Source organism: Mesorhizobium sp. 2RAF45 (assembly GCF_052115225.1).
Lineage (GTDB): Bacteria > Pseudomonadota > Alphaproteobacteria > Rhizobiales > Rhizobiaceae > Mesorhizobium > Mesorhizobium jarvisii.
Map to the genome: position 1 here is coordinate 18,619 of NZ_JBFRGG010000020.1, position 15,858 is coordinate 34,476.

Genomic DNA, 15,858 nt, shown 5'->3' on the forward strand with positions numbered 1-15,858 from the left:
CTAGTCAGGCCTTTTTGGCGCCGAGATTTGGAAAGAACTGCATGATGCCACCGATACAGGCCAGGTAAAGCCCGGTAATGGTGATGCCGATCTTGATGAAGGTGCTGACCTGTGCGCCCAACACACCGATCTGGTCATAGAAAGCGGCAAGCGCCGCCTGTGCGAGGGCAAGCGCGCCGAAGGCGCACCACAAAAGGGTCATTGTGAGATTGATGGGCCGCAGCCGCACGACCCGCACCGGATGAATGAAATTGATCGGGATGAAGGTCAGAATACCGGCCACCACCACCACCGCGAATGACACCCATTGTCCGGGCTCGATGACGAACAGCGTGAACACCACCATGTTCCAGACCACGGGGAAGCCCTTGAAGAAATTCTCCTTCGTCTTCATGCCGGTGTCGGCATAATAGATCGCGCTGGAGACAACGATGATCGCCGCCGACAGGAACGACAGACCCTCGCCCATGAAGCCGCGCTGGTAGAGCGCGAAGGCCGGGATCAGCACATAGGTCACGTAGTCGATGATGTTGTCGAGGAGCTCGCCCGACCAGGTCGGCAGGATTTCCTTGACCTCGAGCTTCCTGGCGATCGGCCCGTCGATGCCGTCGACGAACAGCGCCAGTCCAAGCCACCAGAACATTGCCGTCCAGCGTTCCTCACTCGCCGCCACCAGCGACAGGAAGGCAAGGAACGAGCCCGACGCCGTCAGCAGATGGACCGAGAATGCCCTCGCCTGCGGCCAGGTGACCTTCTTCTTCGGTCGCGGAATCCGATCCGTGATCTTCTTGGCGGCTCTCCGTGCCGCCATGTTCCTGGCCGATGTGTTCTTGCTCACGGGCCCCGCCAATCCAGCTTGCAGATTTCGGCCGATCGACCGGCAAAATTCCAGTTGCGGCCAAAGGCTCGCATCTTGCTCTTGTCGGATCTCGCCACGATGATCTCCGGTGCAATCCAGTATTCCGAATTGGTGATCACCGTATCCCTCTCGCGATCCTTGCCCGCGATTGGCGTGACTGCGCCATCGATGATCTTCGGTATCTGGAAGATACGCGTCTTGTCCCGTGTCTCATAGGTGATCGGCACCTGTTCCACACCCAGGAATTTTCCGACCAGGATCGACAGCAGCGATGTGGTTCCGCCGGCCTTGCCGGTGAAGATCTTCGTCAAGGCCTTGATCGCGTAGACCGAGGCGCGTTTGTCGATGAAGAGGCCGGCGGTCCAGTTGCCGCGGCTCATGTAACCGGGGATTTCCATGATCAGCCCGAGGTTGAGGCCGGACAGGTCGACCTCGCCGAAATGGCCGGCATCGATACGGAAACCCGCCCAGGTCTGGCAGTAGCCCTCGGTCGGAGGGTGACTGCCGAGCGACAGCACGCAAGGGCAAAAAACCGTGCAATTGCAGGAGAGTACGAGCTCTCCTTTCATTGCCCAGCCCTGATCTGTCATTGAATTTCCCCCACTCACAGCGAGACTACTAGCAGCGCGGCTGCCCAGACAAGCAGTATCGCACCGGCCAGCCGGGTTGGAAGACGGCCCGTGGTCTGTTTTTCAATCAGGGTGAACACGCCGATCAGCGCCATCCAGAAGATGTTCATCACGCCGACTGCGAACATCACCAGCATCAGCGCCCAGCAGCATCCGAGGCACCAGATGCCTTGCGCCGCACCAAGCCGGAAGACGCGGACGGGTTTGGCGCTCCAGTTCGAAAACAGGATCGAGAACGGGTTGCGGCATTTCTTCAGGCAGGCCTCCTTGAGGCCGCTGAACTGGTAGAGGCCTGCAACCAGCAGTGCGAGCGCCCCGGCAAGGCCAAGCAGCGGATCGTAGATTTCGCCGGACACGGCGAATGCATGCACGCAGAGCGTCAGCGCCGCAAACAGCATCGAGGCGGCGAGCCAGACACCGAGATAGCCGGCAACCAGCACCAGCGGATGGACGACCGGCTCGCCCTTGAGCCGGGCCGTATCGGCGATCTCGCAATAGGTGCGGATCATCGGCGCCGCCGACGGCAGCATCGCGGCGATCGCCATCAGGAACCACATCAGGATCAACGCCAGGGCACGCGGGACGATGCTTGCATCCAGCGGCGCCGGCGACAGGCAGAGCGCGAAGAACCGCTCCAGGAAATCGGGCAGCGGCAGCTGCGGCAGGCCGCGCAGAAGTGTGTCGCCGGGCGCACTGCCCCAGGCCTCGGCGCCGCGAATCGCCATCGTTGCCAGCGACGACCATGCAAGCAGAATGCTGGCGCCGACGACGATATTGACCATCAAACGTGGGTGGCGCGCAATATCAGCCGTGGCGCGGCCGGCGCGGTCGAGATGGCTGAAATCGTCCTGGGGGCCGGTCATGACACCCGAATGAGCCGAATCGCCGCGTTGATCAAGCCGCATGAACTGACCTATATGCTTCTCGACTGGCAGGTCTGGTGACCCGCCTCGCATCGCAAGCCGGAAACCGATCTTGGAGCATCAGGAAACAGCGCGAATACTGATTGCCGGAACCGGTCCGGCAGGGCTGATCGCGGCGCTGGCTTTCGCCGATGCCGGCTTCCCGGTGACGCTGGTCGGGCCTGAGGCGTCGGCCCCCGATGGCCGCACCACGGCCTTGATGAACCCTGCCCTGAAAGTGCTTGAGCGGCTCGAGGTCCTCGGAGCCATCAGGCCCAAGGCCGCTCCCTTGAAAGTCATGCGCATCGTCGACGCGACCAGCCGGCTGATCCGCAGCCCCGTCGTCACCTTCCGCGCCAGCGAGATCGACGAGGAGCAGTTCGGGCTAAACCTGCCCAACAGCGTCCTTGGCCCGGCGCTTGGCGACAAGGTGGCCGCGCATTCCGGGATCGAATGGCGCAGGTCGATGGTGAAGACCTGGCACCTCGATGTCGATCGGGCTCATGCCGTTCTCGCCGACGGCAGCGAGATTGGCGCTTCACTGGCGGTCGCCGCCGATGGTCGCCAGTCGCCTGCGCGCGAGGCGGCGGGCATTTCGACCGGTTCGCACGCCTATCCGCAGGCCGCACTCGTGCTTAATTTTGGCCATAGCCGTGAGCACGCCTCCACCTCGACCGAGTTCCACACCGAAACCGGTCCGTTCACTCAGGTTCCGTTGCCCGGTAATCGCTCAAGTCTCGTCTGGGTGGTGAAGCCCGAGAACGCCAAAGAGCTTGCCGCCCTGGATGATGCAACGCTCTCGTTGCGGGTCGAGCAGCAGATGCAGTCGATGCTGGGTCGGGTGACGGTGGAGCCGGGCCGCCAGATCTATCCGCTTTCGACCGTGACGCCCCTGCGTTTCGCACGAGACAGGGTGGCGCTTGTCGGCGAAGCCGCGCATGTGTTCCCGCCGATCGGTGCACAAGGCCTCAACCTTGGCATCAGGGATATTGACGATCTGGTTGGAATTGCAAAAGAAAATAGCGGAGATCCAGGCGCGGCCAAGGCCCTTGCCGCCTACGATTTCAAGCGCCGGCCCGACATTCTGGCGCGCAGCAGCGCGGTCAACCTGCTCAACATGTCGCTGCTTTCCGACATGCTGCCCGCGCAGATGGCACGCGGCGCCGGTCTCGGCGTAATCGGCGGCTTTGCACCGCTGCGCGCCTTCTTCATGCGCGAAGGGCTTCGCCCCGGCAGTGGTTTTGCAGCACTCGCGGGCGGCCTGCGAAAACCCATGCGGCAGCAGTAGCGATTTTGCGGATTTTATCGCGACATCGCGACATCAATCAAAACCTTTGCGTCGCATTCTGCGTAGCTTGAAGGCGCTCGAACGCTTCGGGATTGAATTGACTCGGAGTCTGCGCCAAATAAAGTCAAGGAATTCAGTGGTGAGTACGATGAAAACGGCCAAATTCGCGATCGGACAGGTGGTTCGCCACCGGCTGTTTCCGTTTCGAGGCATCATTTTCGACGTCGACCCCCAATTCGCCAACACCGACGAATGGTACGAAGCCATCCCCGCCGACGTGCGGCCGCGCAAGGATCAGCCATTCTACCATCTGCTCGCCGAGAATTCGGAAACCGAATACATCGCCTATGTGTCGGAGCAGAATCTCCTCGAGGATCGGTCGGGCGAGCCGGTCCGCCACCCGCAGATCAAGGAAATGTTCGACAAGAGGCCGGACGGGCGTTACGAGCCGAAACGCCAGTCCAGGCACTGACCTTGCGGCATTCTGTTCGTCGGTCAGGAAATCCGGGCCAAGGCCAGACACGAAAAAAGCGGGGCATGACCCCGCTTTTTCTTTGACTCGAGAATGGCCGAGCCGGTGATCAGTTGGCGGTCTTGGCCTTGTCCTGCTCATCCTTGAGCTTCTTGGCGAAGTCCTGGTTGTTCTTGGCGACGAAGTCCTGGAGCTTCTTCTGCCGGTCCTCGATGTCCGACTGCTGCAGCGGCGGACCGTCATAGGCGCCGCTGAAGCCCTGGAGCGCGATCTTGATCGGGTTGGCCTGGTTCTGGAAATTGATCGAGGTCAGCGTGATCCCCTGACCCTTCTTGAACGAGGCCACGAGCTGGTCGGTCAGCGGCACTTCGGCCACGCAACGATCCGGGAAGCAGATGACATAGTCGAGCTTTACGGCCTTGCCGGTGTCGATCTGCAGGCCGATGCCGGGAGGTACCAGGCGGCCGGTCGGGACCGTCACCTGAAACACCTTGCGGTTCACCTTGCCCTTGAGCTCGATCAGGCTCACACCCGTGACGAGCTGGCCGTTGCCGGCCGTGACGATGTTCTGGACGTTGCAGATATCGACGTCTTCCTGCTTGGTGCAGGCCTTGAACCAGCCCTGTGGAATCTGTTGCTGCTGCTGTGCGGAAGCAGAGGGAAGTCCTGCGCCCAGAAAGCCGACCACGCCCGCGGCCATGACCGAAAGGCGGTACGCATTGCTGTTCAGGCTCGTCATGTCGTGCACTTCCTCTCAAATGATCCCGGAACCGGCTTCTCTATGCCGTGTGGTCCAGCTACCTGTTGCCGAAATGAGGCAACAGAATGACTTCGGACGGCGTGTTACACTGCAAGCGGTGCCGAATCCAGCCCCGCCCACTTGTAATTCTTGATGACACGATTGGCCGGCAGGGACCTGCCTCATGCTAGGGTGCGCACCGAATCATCAAGCCGACCTGTTAAGGAGACGGTCATGGGCCGCGTTCTTGTTTGGCTGATCACCGCGATATCGCTTTTCACCCTTTCGCTGCGGCCGGCCATGTCGGAACCGAAGCATGCCATCGCCATGCAGGGCGAGCCGGCACTGCCGCCCGACTACACCCATTTCGACTACGTCAATCCCGATGCGCCGAAGGGTGGCAACATCACCTATTGTGTTGTCGGCAGCTTCGACAACCTCAACCCTTTCATCCTGAAAAGCCTGCGCACGACGGCGCGCGGCATGATGGATCTGACCTACGGCAACCTCGTTTTCGAACCGCTGATGCAGCGCAACTACGACGAGGCCTTCAGTCTCTATGGACTGCTCGCTGACAGCGCGGACATGGATCCCGAGCGCAAGTCGATCGAGTTCCATCTCAATCCCAATGCAAAGTGGTCGGACGGCGAGCCGGTGACGCCGGAGGATGTGCTGTTCACCTACGACGTCTTCACCGACAAGGGTCGCCCGCCCTACAACGCACGCATGAGCCTGATCGCCAAGCTTGAAAAGACCGGTGATCACAGCGTGCGCTTCACCTTCAATGACAAGGCCAATCGCGAAACGCCCATGATCATTGCGCTGACGCCGATCCTGCCGAAACATGCCTTCGACAAGGAGACTTTCGACAAGACAACGCTGAAGCCGCTGATTGGCAGTGGCCCTTACACCATTGCCCAGGTGGCGCCGGGTCAGCGCATCGTGTTCAAGCGCAACCTCGATTATTGGGGCAAGGATGTCCCGGCCAAGCGCGGCTTCGACAATTACGACCAGATCACCATCGAATATTTCCTCAACGCCAACGCCAAGCTCGAGGCTTTCAAGAAAGGCCTCTGCGCCATCGACGACGACGGCGACCCGGTCAAACGGGAGCGCGATCTGGACTTCCCGGCGTTCCATAGGGGGGACGTGGTTTCTGAAACCTTCGACACCGGCATTCCGCCCGTGGTGACCGGTTTCCTGTTCAACACAAGGCTGCCGAAGTTCTCCAATCCGGTGGTTCGGCGCGCGCTCGGCATGCTTTACGACTTCGAATGGGCGAACAAGAACCTGTTCGGCGGCAAATACACCCGCACGATGAGCTACTGGCAGAACTCGGAACTTTCCGCGCTCGGCCATCCGGCCGACGACAGGGAAAAGGCCTTGCTCGCCCCCTACCCCGGCCGTGTGCCGCCCGATGTCATGGACGGCACCTGGAAACCGCCCGTGACCGACGGTTCAGGTCAGGACCGCAAGGTGTTGAAGACAGCCTTCGATCTCCTGAAAAGCATCGGTTACCACGTCCAGGACGGTACGATGCTCGATCCCGACGGCAAACCTTTCGCATTCGAGATCCTGACTGCTTCGCAAGACGAAGAGCGCCTGGCCGGTATCTATCAGCGCACACTGGAGAAGATCGGCATCAACGTCAGCATCCGTAGCCTCGACGGCGACCAGATCCAGTCACGCAAGCAGCGCTTCGATTTCGAGGCTCTGATCGGATCGAGCGGCTTCAACAATTCACTGTCGCCAGGCTTCGAACAGCTCGGGCGCTGGAGCTCCGAGGCGGCCAAGGCCGAAGGCTCGTTCAATCTCGCCGGCGTTGCCGATCCGGCAGTCGATGCGGCGATCGACGCGATGCTGCGCGCCCGCTCGAAGGAGGATTATGTCGCCGCCGTCCGCGTTCTCGACCGGCTGCTGATCTCGGGCAATTACATGGTGCCGATGCAGTACAACACGCAGCAGTGGCTTGCTTACTGGAATTATCTGGAACATCCGAAGAAGACGCCCATATTCGGTTATCAGCTGCCGACATGGTGGCGCAAACCGAACTGAAAATCCGGAGATCGAGATGAGCGAAGCGAACGCCATAACCGTTGATGTGGTGTCGGATGTCGTCTGCCCATGGTGTTTCATCGGTCAGAAGCGGCTGGACAAGGCGGTTGCCGCGGCCGGCGACGTCGATGTGCATATACGCTGGCGGCCGTTCCAGCTCGATCCGACCATTCCGCCGCAGGGCAAGGACCGCCGGGAGTATATGCGGGCCAAGTTCGGCAGCGATGAGCGCATTCGCGAGATTCATGCCCGCATCGAGCCGCTTGGCGAGGCAGAGGGCATTTCCTTTGCCTTCGATGCCATCAAGGTGGCGCCGAACACGCTCGATGCGCACCGCCTGATCCGTTGGGCGGGTGCTGCCGGTGAAGCCGTGCAGAACAGGCTGGTCCGTCGCCTGTTCCAGTTGAATTTCGAGGAAGGTGTCAACATCGGCGACCATGCCGTGTTGGTCGAAGCCGCCCGCGAGGCCGGCATGGATGCGTCGGTGGTCGCCACGCTCTTGCCGACCGACGCCGATGTCGAGGCGGTGCGCACGGAGATCGCCACGGCGTCGCGCATGGGCATATCGGGCGTGCCGTGCTTCCTGCTTGAAGGCAAATATGCCGTGATGGGCGCCCAGGACGTCGACACGCTGGCCGATGCCATCCGCCAGGTGGCGGCGGCAAAGGCAAGCGGCGAATTGGACAAGGTCGGCTGAGGCCGGTCATTCCTTCACCTGCGACAAGACCGTTTCAGGTCACTTCTCGGCTCCCGGAAAGGTCGATCGCGGCAGGAATCAGACGTTAAAGGACGGCCGGTTTTCGGGAATTTGGTTAGCCCCAACAAAAAATCGGCTCGCCGGACAAGCCAAAATGAGTCACGAAATCGTGTGGACGCCTTCCCTAAGGGAAGGTTGTGGCTCACCGCGTCGTATCCAAGTAACCATCTGACATTGTTATGTTAAATCGCCTTCCTGCCGGCTTACGCGAAGCACTTGGAAAGCCTGCTCTGTTGCCTTCCCGACACGGCCGGATCTTCAAATACGCTGACCCCCTATAAAAATTAATGGAAAATGATCAATTGGTGTTACCATCCGTAACAAAACAAAAAAGGTTTGGGCGGGATCGTGATTCGGATCGGCAGACGATCGCAGGAGTCAGTACCGGATAGACTACACCGCGGCGCCGCAGGGCGGTCGCATTTGACGCCGGTATCCTCGATGCGCAGTTTCTGGGGGCTGATGAAGGCCTACTGGTTCTCCGAGCGCTGGAAGGAAGCCTGGACGCTCACCATCGTCATCGCTCTGCTGACGGCGCTTTCCAGCAAGGCCGGCGTCTGGTTTGCCCTGGCATTGGGCGAGTTGGGCAATTCGATTGCATTCTTCCACGATGCAGCCAATACCAGCCCACTGCAGGCAATTCTGACCAATGCCGGCATATTGGTTCTGCTGGTCGTGCTCAAGGATGCCGGCTTCACCGGCGTGCGTGGTCTTGTCTCGGCAACCCTGCACCGAAAGTGGCGTGGCTGGCTGAATAGCCAGTTCAACGAGGCTCTGCTCGACGGCAATCATACCCACTTCCACGCTCAGCATGGTTCGGCGGCCGGCGATATCGTCGCACCCGACAACATCGACCAGCGCATCCAGGAATCGATCAAGGACATGACGGGCGGGGCGATCGGTCTCGCCATGGGCGTTCTGGGTGTCGCTACCTCGCTCTATTTTATCGGCGAAAATCTGATCGGATCCTCGGTTGAGGTCAAAGGACTGGAGTTCCTCGGCAGTTATGGCAGCGCAGTGCTGGCCTTCCTCGCCGTCGCCATTTACGTGCCGCTGAACACTTGGATTGCGGTCAAGCTTGGCCGCTTGCTCGAGCGGCTCAATATCCGCATGCAGCAGGCCGAGGGCAGCTACCGCAGTGAACTGACGACGTTCCTGCGCCGCAGCTTCCATGTCGCCGCCTCGCATGGCGAAGATGTGCAAAAGTCGATGCACGACAAGCTCTACGTCGATATCGACAAGACCTGGGGCAAGCTCAATGTCGTCAACAATAGCTACACGTCGTTCGAGCTGATCTACAACTTCCTCGGCGCCCGGATCGTCGCCTATGGTCCCGGTCTGGTGTCGTTCATACACAATCGCTTGGACTACAAGGGCTACATCACCGGCTCCGAAATGGTCGCCCAGCTGATCAGCCAGTGCTCGTGGTTCATCCATGTCATGCCCGCCATCGCCACGCTGCGCGCCAACAGCCAGCGTGTCACGGAACTGGCAAACGCGATCGAGAGCGTCCAGCATCCGCAGGCGTTCTACAGCCAGACCGGCCAGTCCGACTTCCACTATGCCAGCCAGAACCCGGTGTTCGGTCTGACCATCCAGAAGCTCGAACTGGCGCATCAGGGCGAGGACGCGACACCGTTCCTCAGCGCCGCCAATTTGCGCTTCCGGCGCGGCGAGTGGACATTCCTGAAGGGCGAATCCGGTTGCGGCAAGACATCGCTGGTCAAGGCGATCAACGGCCTCTGGCCCTACGGCCGCGGCACCATCGTCTTCCCCGATGGGGTGAAGAGTTTTTATGCCGCCCAGGAGATCAAGCTCCAGCAGGTGTCGCTGAAACAGCTGGTCTGCCTGCCGGGCTCCGAGCACGACCACGGCGATGCGCAGGTCGCGTCCGCGCTGCACAAGGCCGGCCTTGGCGACTTCATCGAGCATATGGCCAATGAAAGCCGTGAAGGCAAAAGCTGGGATCAGGTCCTGTCGGGCGGCCAGAAGCAGAAGCTGGTGGTGGCCCGCATCATCCTGCAGCAGCCGGGGCTGCTGTTCCTCGACGAGGCGACCGGCGCCCTTGACCCGGAAGGCAAGATTGCCTTCCATCAGGCGATCAAGGACAACTGCCCCGATGTCACGGTGATCAGCGTCATGCACGAAGCGGTGGCGCCACGATCGGCTGCCGGCACCGAGTTCTATCATTCGATCGTGTTGATCGCCGACGGCGTCGCCACCAAGAAGCCGCTGGTTCCGACCCTGCCGGTCGAACTCACCACGATTCTGACCCAGCCACGTCCGGTCGAGGACAAATGGCTGCGTTTCTCACGTCGGCTGAAGCAGAAATAACGTTGGTTTCACGGCGACTTGCCGGGCACCGCGGCAGTCGGCGATCACAGTATCGCGATCGGAGCCATCAGGCGCCGTTTTCCTCACTCACCGCGATTGACTCGGCAAGGCGCGCTCCTATGTTGCGCCGGCTTGCTGATAGTCAAACGCGAACCCGCAAGCGGAAAGGTCACCGCGCCATGCCTGGCGACAGTATTAGTCGAACGCAACCGCCGTCCGCCTAGACGTGACCTGAATGGTTCATGTCCTGCCGGACGGCAAGGAGTGAACCATGAACGATTTTTCCCCCGTAGCGGACGACGAGGCCGTCGCCATCGCCCGCATCCTTGCAAACGACCATGTCGCCGACGTGGTCGAGGCGCTCAACCACGAATCGCGCGAAACCGCGACTGATCTGCTTTGCGCGGTACCCTTCGAGCGCCTGGTCGAGATCTTCGACCAGCCCGAACTCGACGGTGCGCCCGAACTCGCGGAAGCCCTGCCCCGTGCCAAGGCAAGCAAGCTGCTCACCGCCATGTCGGTCGACCGTGCGGCCGACATACTGCGCGAGCTCGATGAGCCGGCACGTTCCGAACTGCTCGGCGCACTGGCGCCGCCACTGCGCGCCACCCTGTTGTCCATTCTGGGCTATCCCGAAGGCAGCGCCGCATCGATCATGACGACTGAGTTCGTCAGCGTTCCCTCTGACTGGACCGTCGGGCGCACGCTGGACTACATCCGCAAGGTCGAGCGGACGCGCGAAACCGTCTACGCGATCTACATCGTCGATCCGCAAACGCACCTCCTGGTGCGGTCGACCGGCCTGCGCCGACTCATCACCGGTGAGCCGGACGACCCGATCCTGTCGGTCGCGCCGGACCGTGTGCCGGTGACGGTCACCCCGCTGACCGATCGTGAAACCCTGGCGCAGACGATCTCCAAATACGATCTGCTCGCCTTGCCTGTCGTCGACCACGGCAAGATTCTCGGCATCGTCACCATCGACGACATCATCGACACGATGATCGAGGAAACGACGGAGGATGTGCATCGCTTCGGCGGCATGGAAGCGCTCGACGAGCCCTACATGAAGATGAGCTTCCTCTCCATGATCAAGAAGCGGGGCGGCTGGCTGTGCGCGCTGTTCATCAGCGAGATGCTGACCGCCAACGCCATGCAGAGCTACGAGGGTGAGTTAGAGAAGGCGATCGTGCTCACCCTCTTCATCCCGCTGATCATGAGTTCCGGCGGCAATTCCGGCTCGCAGGCAACCTCGTTGGTCATCCGCGCGCTGGCGCTGCGCGAGATCGGCCTTCGTGACTGGTGGCGGGTGGCGTTGCGCGAGCTACCCACCGGTCTCGTGCTGGGCGCCATGCTTGGCGTGGTTGGCATCTGCCGCATCGCTCTCTGGCAATATATGGGCTTCTACGACTACGGCCCGCATTGGCCGCTGATTGCCGCGACGGTTGGCGCGGCACTGGTCGGCATCGTCACCTTCGGCTCTTTGTCGGGCTCGATGCTGCCCTTCGCGCTGAAACGGGTCGGTTTCGACCCCGCCAGCGCATCGGCGCCGTTTGTCGCCACGCTGGTCGATGTCACCGGGCTGGTGATCTATTTCTCGGTGGCACTGGTGATCCTGCGCGGCACGTTGCTGTAGCCGCATTGCTGTCTCCGCCGCTGGCCATGGCCGGCGGCGGCTTCCGCCCTTCAGGCTTGCCTGCCGTGGATGGTTCCGTCGACCTTGATGGAGCAAACCGCGCCCGTCACTGGACGCGCTGGCCGTCCTTCACGCGGTAGGTCGGCTTGTACATGGTGACGAGTTCTTCCGACGCGGTCGGGTGCACGGCCATTGTGCGGTCGAAATCATCCTTGGTCAGGCCGGCCTTCAGCGGAATGCCGAGCAGCTGCGCCATTTCGCCGGCATCCGGCCCCAATATGTGGGCGCCAAGCACTTTGCGGGAAGCGCCGTCGACCACCAGCTTTATCAGCATCTTCTCGTCACGGCCCGATAGCGTATGCCGCATCGGCCGGAAGCTGGCCCGGTAGATTTCGACATCGGCGAAACGCTTGACGGCTTCGTCTTCCGACAGGCCGACGGTACCGATTTCCGGCTGTGAGAAGACCGCGGTCGCGATCGTGTCGTGATCGGGCGCGGTCGGGTTGCCCTTGAAGGCCGTCTCGACAAAGCACATCGCTTCGTGGATCGCCACCGGTGTCAGCTGCACGCGGTTGGTGACGTCGCCGATCGCCCAGATATTGTCGATGTTGGTGCGGGAGTACTCGTCGACCTTGATCGCGCCGGCCGGGGTCATCTCGAGGCCGATGCCTTCCAGGCCCATATTCTCGGTGTTGGGGATGCGCCCGATGGCCAGCATGACCTGGTCCACTGTCAACGTCTGGCCGCTGGTGAGAAGGGCGTCGAGCCGGCCGTCCGGCCGCTTGTGCACCCGCTCGCTCACTGCATGGCAGAGTATCTTGATCCCCTTCTTTTCCATGGTCTCGTGCAGCGTGCGGCGCAGATCCATGTCGAAGCGGCTGAGGATCTCCTTGCCGCGATAGACCAGCGTGGTGTCGACGCCGAGACCGTGGAAAATGTTGGCGAATTCGACCGCGATATAGCCGCCGCCTTCGATCATGATCGCCTTCGGCAGTTCCTTGAGGTCGAAAGCCTCATTGGAAAAGATGCAATGCTCATGACCGGGAAGCGCTGGGTGGGCCGCCGGACGGCCGCCGGTGGCGATCAGGATCTGGTCGGCGGTGACGGTGCGGTCGTTGTCCAGGAGATGCACCACATGCGGGTCTACGATCATCGCCCGCGAATGGAAGGTCTCGCCGCCGGCGCCCTCGACATTCTTCTTGTAGATTGCCTCCAGCCGGCTGATCTCGCGGTCCTTGTTGGCGACCAGTGTCTGCCAGTTGAAACTGGCTTCCGGCACCGTCCAGCCATAGCCGGCGGCATCGGCGAAATGCTCCGGAAATTGCGAGGCGTAGACATAGAGTTTTTTCGGCACGCAGCCGCGGATAACGCAAGTGCCGCCAAAACGGTATTCCTCGGCGATGCCGACGCGCTTGCCGAGTGCGGCGGCAATGCGCGCCGCCCTCACCCCGCCGGAGCCGCCGCCGATGACGAAAAGATCATAGTCATAACCGGCCATGAGGCGGCTCCTTGAACGTCGGAAAATGTGAGAGACAGGTAGGCCGCCAAAGGCCAAAAGAAAAGCCCGGACAAGCCGGGCTTCACAGATGGCCGCAAGGCCGCATTTGAAAACGCAGGATCAGTTCTGCGTGCCGTCGGCGGGAGCCGAACCGTCGGCCGGTGCTGAACCGTCTGCGGGCGCGGCGCCATCCGCCGGAGCCGCATTGTCGGCCGGAGCGGCACCATCGGCGGGCGCAGGCGCGGCCTTGGCCTTTGCCTTGGCGGCCGCTGCCAGCGTTTCGCCGACCTGCTGGGCGAGGTCACGGCCAAGGCCGTTCTGCCAGATGTCGGCTGCCTTGACCAAATCACGCGTCACGGTCGGGCCGCTGTCGAGCAGCTTCTTGCCGGAGTCGGAGTTGTAGAAGGCCGCGATATCGTTGAGTTCCTTTTCGGAAAACACCTTCGCATAGGCAAGGGCTGCTTCCTTCTCGAGATCGGCGCGGCGCGAGGCCAGCGCCAGCGCCTTCTCGTTGATCGTCTTGCCGATCAGCTCCTGCATGTCCGGGTTCTTCTGGATGAGCTGCGATTCGAGCGCGGCCGCCGCCTGCGGCAGGATATTGTCGAACGGGTCGGTCGCATGGATCGCCGCGACCGCCGCTCGGGCCGCCTTGAGGTGCGATTCGGTAACGTCCTGCGAGAACGCCGGCGACGACAAGGCGAAAACGGCCGAAGCCGCCAGAACGACGCAAAGGCCGCGAACCCGGTTATGCAACATCATGGTTGGTAGAACTCCCTGGTTTTCGGGCGGCATGGACGGTTTGGATACCGTCGCCGCCGGCGATGATGGCCGCTGACGCCAGCCCGATGAAAAGACCATGCTCGACCACGCCCGGAATGGCGTGGAGAGCATTCGAAAGCGCTCTTGTATCCGGAATGCGGCCAAAAGATGCATCGAGGATAAAATGGCCGCCGTCTGTAACAAAAGCCTGGCCTCCCGTCATCCTCAATGTAATCGGACCGGAAAGGCCGAGCTCCGCAGCCGCCTTGGCTACGGCGATCTCGGTGGCGCGCAGGCCGAACTGGTTGACTTCGATCGGCAGCGGAAAACGGCCGAGCGTCTGGACCATCTTCGACCGGTCGGCGATGACGATCATGCGCTGCGACGCCGCCGCAACGATCTTCTCGCGCAGCAGTGCGCCGCCGCCGCCCTTGATCAAGGTCAGTTCCGGGTCGACCTCGTCGGCGCCGTCGACGGTGAGATCGAGCTCGGGGGTTTCCTCCAATGTCGACAGCGGCACGCCAAGCTCGCGGCAAAGTGCTGCGGTGCGCTCCGACGTCGGCACGCCGATGACAGTCATGCCGGTGGCGACCTTGTCGGCGAGCAGCCGCACGAACTCTTCCGCCGTGGTGCCGGTGCCGATGCCGAGCCGCATGCCGTCGCTGACATGGGCAAGGGCGGCCCGCGCGGCCTCGACCTTCAACTGTCTTGCATCCATGCCGCTTGCTGCCCAGAAACCCGAGTGTTCGGGGCTCCTAGCATTTTTGCCGGCCGGGTCAAAGCTTTTGCCCGTGGTCAAAGCCTTTGGGCACCTATCCACCGCTCTGCTTGCCTTGACGCGCCGCAGCCGCTATCGCCTCCGGATGTATAAACCTGCGCAGGATGGATCATGAGTCGCCCGATCGTCGTGTTCGACCTGGACGGAACGCTGGTTGACACGGCGCCGGACCTGCTCGACAGCCTGAACCACAGCCTGGCCGCCAGCGAACTCACGGCCGTCGACGAGGCCGGCTTCAGGCGCTTCGTCGGCCATGGCGGCCGCGTGATGATAGAGCGGGCGCACGCCGCCCAGCAGCGCTCGCTCGACGTCGCCGAGCATGACCGGTTGCTCAAACTGTTCCTCGATCACTACACCGACAACATCCCCGGCAAATCGCGCCCTTACCCCGGTGTCATCGAGGCGATCGCCCGCTTCGAGAAGGCTGGCTATCTCCTGGCCATCTGCACCAACAAATACGAGGCCAATTCGCTGGCGCTGATCGAAGCACTCGGCCTGACCAGGCATTTCGCGGCCATCGCCGGCCAGGACACGTTCGCGTTCCGCAAGCCCGATCCACGCCACCTGACCGAAACCATCCGGCTGGCCGGCGGCGATCCGCACCGCGCTCTGATGGTCGGCGATTCGCAAACCGACATCGACACCGCCAAGGCCGCCGGCATTCCGGTGGTGGCCGTCGATTTCGGCTACACCGACCGGCATGTCCGCGAATTCGAGCCCTCGGCGGTGATCTCGCATTTCGATGCCCTGACCGTGGATCTGGCGGAGCGGCTGATCCGCGCCGCGGGACACTGAACGGACAGCAGCGAGAATACAGTCGGCACGGCCCCGAAAGGCGCGGAATCCGATCTCTGAAAGAACGCCTAACACCGCCTTGACTTAACCGGCCGGCCTCCCTTATATCGCGGCTCGCTTGGCCTTCGGGCAACGAGCGGGCGATTAGCTCAGCGGGAGAGCACACCCTTCACACGGGTGGGGTCGCAGGTTCAATCCCTGCATCGCCCACCATTTCCCAAATGGTTTTCCAGCCTTAGCCCGTCGACACTCTGTTGGCAGCGGCGCGGCGAATTGCAGCTTGCGCGGACATGGCCGGGCACGCATGGCGTCCATCTGGAACCAACCGCCACGCCAGCTCGTTTCCTTGCGTCGAAA

General features: G+C 61.9%; 14 protein-coding genes and 1 tRNA gene. 8 read left to right on the forward strand and 7 right to left on the reverse strand.

The features are described 5' to 3' along the window. Window positions 1-4: 4 nt before the first annotated feature. From pcsA to AB4Z43_RS30980, 3 genes are read right to left on the reverse strand one after another with little or no spacing between them, the layout of a single operon-like run. Entirely contained in the window at window positions 5-811 is an 807-nt protein-coding gene (gene pcsA, locus AB4Z43_RS30970) for a phosphatidylcholine synthase (protein WP_027046831.1), read from the reverse strand. Between the two features lie 23 nt (window positions 812-834). After that, the gene (locus tag AB4Z43_RS30975; protein ID WP_027046832.1) at window positions 835-1,449 is read right to left on the reverse strand and encodes a DUF1326 domain-containing protein; all 615 of its coding nucleotides are present in this window, start codon (window positions 1,447-1,449) and stop codon (window positions 835-837) included. A 14-nt stretch (window positions 1,450-1,463) separates the two neighbouring features. Beyond that, window positions 1,464-2,351, reverse strand: a complete 888-nt coding sequence (locus AB4Z43_RS30980) for a DUF2182 domain-containing protein (RefSeq protein ID WP_441940554.1) — start codon at window positions 2,349-2,351, stop codon at window positions 1,464-1,466. Between the two features lie 112 nt (window positions 2,352-2,463). Here AB4Z43_RS30980 and AB4Z43_RS30985 point away from each other — a divergent pair, with 112 nt between their 5' ends. Both AB4Z43_RS30985 and hspQ read left to right on the forward strand, forming a co-directional pair. After that, on the forward strand, window positions 2,464-3,678 hold the full coding sequence (locus AB4Z43_RS30985) for a UbiH/UbiF family hydroxylase (RefSeq protein ID WP_441940556.1): 1,215 nt from the start codon (window positions 2,464-2,466) through the stop codon (window positions 3,676-3,678). A gap of 148 nt (window positions 3,679-3,826) precedes the next feature. Then, a complete protein-coding gene (hspQ, locus tag AB4Z43_RS30990) occupies window positions 3,827-4,150 on the forward strand; it encodes a heat shock protein HspQ (RefSeq protein ID WP_019858091.1) in 324 nt (107 codons plus the stop codon). A 109-nt stretch (window positions 4,151-4,259) separates the two neighbouring features. Here hspQ and AB4Z43_RS30995 read toward each other — a convergent pair whose 3' ends face one another. Then, window positions 4,260-4,889 (reverse strand): invasion associated locus B family protein, encoded by a 630-nt coding sequence (locus AB4Z43_RS30995; protein WP_027046833.1) that lies wholly within the window; start codon window positions 4,887-4,889, stop codon window positions 4,260-4,262. Between the two features lie 234 nt (window positions 4,890-5,123). Between AB4Z43_RS30995 and AB4Z43_RS31000 the strand changes: the two genes are divergently transcribed. The 4 genes from AB4Z43_RS31000 to mgtE all read left to right on the forward strand — a co-directional run bounded on the left by AB4Z43_RS31000 (window position 5,124) and on the right by mgtE (window position 11,671). Then, the gene (locus tag AB4Z43_RS31000) at window positions 5,124-6,944 is read left to right on the forward strand and encodes an extracellular solute-binding protein (protein WP_038646764.1); all 1,821 of its coding nucleotides are present in this window, start codon (window positions 5,124-5,126) and stop codon (window positions 6,942-6,944) included. Window positions 6,945-6,960: 16 nt separating this feature from the next. Beyond that, window positions 6,961-7,641: a DsbA family oxidoreductase gene (locus AB4Z43_RS31005; protein WP_019858095.1), complete on the forward strand. Its 681-nt coding sequence runs from the start codon at window positions 6,961-6,963 to the stop codon at window positions 7,639-7,641. Between the two features lie 501 nt (window positions 7,642-8,142). Next, window positions 8,143-10,035 (forward strand): ABC transporter ATP-binding protein/permease, encoded by a 1,893-nt coding sequence (locus AB4Z43_RS31010; RefSeq protein ID WP_038646766.1) that lies wholly within the window; start codon window positions 8,143-8,145, stop codon window positions 10,033-10,035. A 271-nt stretch (window positions 10,036-10,306) separates the two neighbouring features. Then, window positions 10,307-11,671, forward strand: coding sequence for a magnesium transporter (gene mgtE / locus AB4Z43_RS31015; RefSeq protein WP_038646768.1), 1,365 nt, complete (start codon window positions 10,307-10,309; stop codon window positions 11,669-11,671). Between the two features lie 106 nt (window positions 11,672-11,777). Here mgtE and gor read toward each other — a convergent pair whose 3' ends face one another. From gor to rpiA, 3 genes are all read right to left on the reverse strand, one after another. Further along, the gene (gene gor / locus AB4Z43_RS31020) at window positions 11,778-13,169 is read right to left on the reverse strand and encodes a glutathione-disulfide reductase (protein ID WP_019858098.1); all 1,392 of its coding nucleotides are present in this window, start codon (window positions 13,167-13,169) and stop codon (window positions 11,778-11,780) included. Window positions 13,170-13,289: 120 nt separating this feature from the next. Further along, window positions 13,290-13,928 (reverse strand): DUF2059 domain-containing protein, encoded by a 639-nt coding sequence (locus AB4Z43_RS31025; protein ID WP_038646770.1) that lies wholly within the window; start codon window positions 13,926-13,928, stop codon window positions 13,290-13,292. Continuing rightward, a complete protein-coding gene (rpiA, locus tag AB4Z43_RS31030) occupies window positions 13,915-14,646 on the reverse strand; it encodes a ribose-5-phosphate isomerase RpiA (protein WP_019858100.1) in 732 nt (243 codons plus the stop codon). Before rpiA ends, AB4Z43_RS31025 begins: the two co-directional genes overlap by 14 nt. Before the next feature lie 171 nt (window positions 14,647-14,817). Here rpiA and AB4Z43_RS31035 point away from each other — a divergent pair, with 171 nt between their 5' ends. Continuing rightward, window positions 14,818-15,501: a phosphoglycolate phosphatase gene (locus AB4Z43_RS31035; RefSeq protein WP_069092155.1), complete on the forward strand. Its 684-nt coding sequence runs from the start codon at window positions 14,818-14,820 to the stop codon at window positions 15,499-15,501. A gap of 138 nt (window positions 15,502-15,639) precedes the next feature. After that, window positions 15,640-15,714: transfer RNA gene (locus AB4Z43_RS31040), tRNA-Val, on the forward strand. The last annotated feature ends 144 nt before the right edge of the window (window positions 15,715-15,858 follow it).

What these genes read in the sequence shown, in the direction of transcription:
- pcsA (WP_027046831.1), bottom strand. Translation starts at nt 811, where the DNA reads ATGGCGGCACGGAGAGCCGCCAAGAAGATCACGGATCGGATTCCGCGA.
- AB4Z43_RS30975 (WP_027046832.1), bottom strand. Translation starts at nt 1,449, where the DNA reads ATGACAGATCAGGGCTGGGCAATGAAAGGAGAGCTCGTACTCTCCTGC.
- AB4Z43_RS30980 (WP_441940554.1), bottom strand. Translation starts at nt 2,351, where the DNA reads ATGACCGGCCCCCAGGACGATTTCAGCCATCTCGACCGCGCCGGCCGC.
- hspQ (WP_019858091.1), top strand. Translation starts at nt 3,827, where the DNA reads ATGAAAACGGCCAAATTCGCGATCGGACAGGTGGTTCGCCACCGGCTG.
- AB4Z43_RS30995 (WP_027046833.1), bottom strand. Translation starts at nt 4,889, where the DNA reads ATGACGAGCCTGAACAGCAATGCGTACCGCCTTTCGGTCATGGCCGCG.
- AB4Z43_RS31000 (WP_038646764.1), top strand. Translation starts at nt 5,124, where the DNA reads ATGGGCCGCGTTCTTGTTTGGCTGATCACCGCGATATCGCTTTTCACC.
- AB4Z43_RS31005 (WP_019858095.1), top strand. Translation starts at nt 6,961, where the DNA reads ATGAGCGAAGCGAACGCCATAACCGTTGATGTGGTGTCGGATGTCGTC.
- AB4Z43_RS31010 (WP_038646766.1), top strand. Translation starts at nt 8,143, where the DNA reads ATGCGCAGTTTCTGGGGGCTGATGAAGGCCTACTGGTTCTCCGAGCGC.
- mgtE (WP_038646768.1), top strand. Translation starts at nt 10,307, where the DNA reads ATGAACGATTTTTCCCCCGTAGCGGACGACGAGGCCGTCGCCATCGCC.
- gor (WP_019858098.1), bottom strand. Translation starts at nt 13,169, where the DNA reads ATGGCCGGTTATGACTATGATCTTTTCGTCATCGGCGGCGGCTCCGGC.
- AB4Z43_RS31025 (WP_038646770.1), bottom strand. Translation starts at nt 13,928, where the DNA reads ATGATGTTGCATAACCGGGTTCGCGGCCTTTGCGTCGTTCTGGCGGCT.
- rpiA (WP_019858100.1), bottom strand. Translation starts at nt 14,646, where the DNA reads ATGGATGCAAGACAGTTGAAGGTCGAGGCCGCGCGGGCCGCCCTTGCC.
- AB4Z43_RS31035 (WP_069092155.1), top strand. Translation starts at nt 14,818, where the DNA reads ATGAGTCGCCCGATCGTCGTGTTCGACCTGGACGGAACGCTGGTTGAC.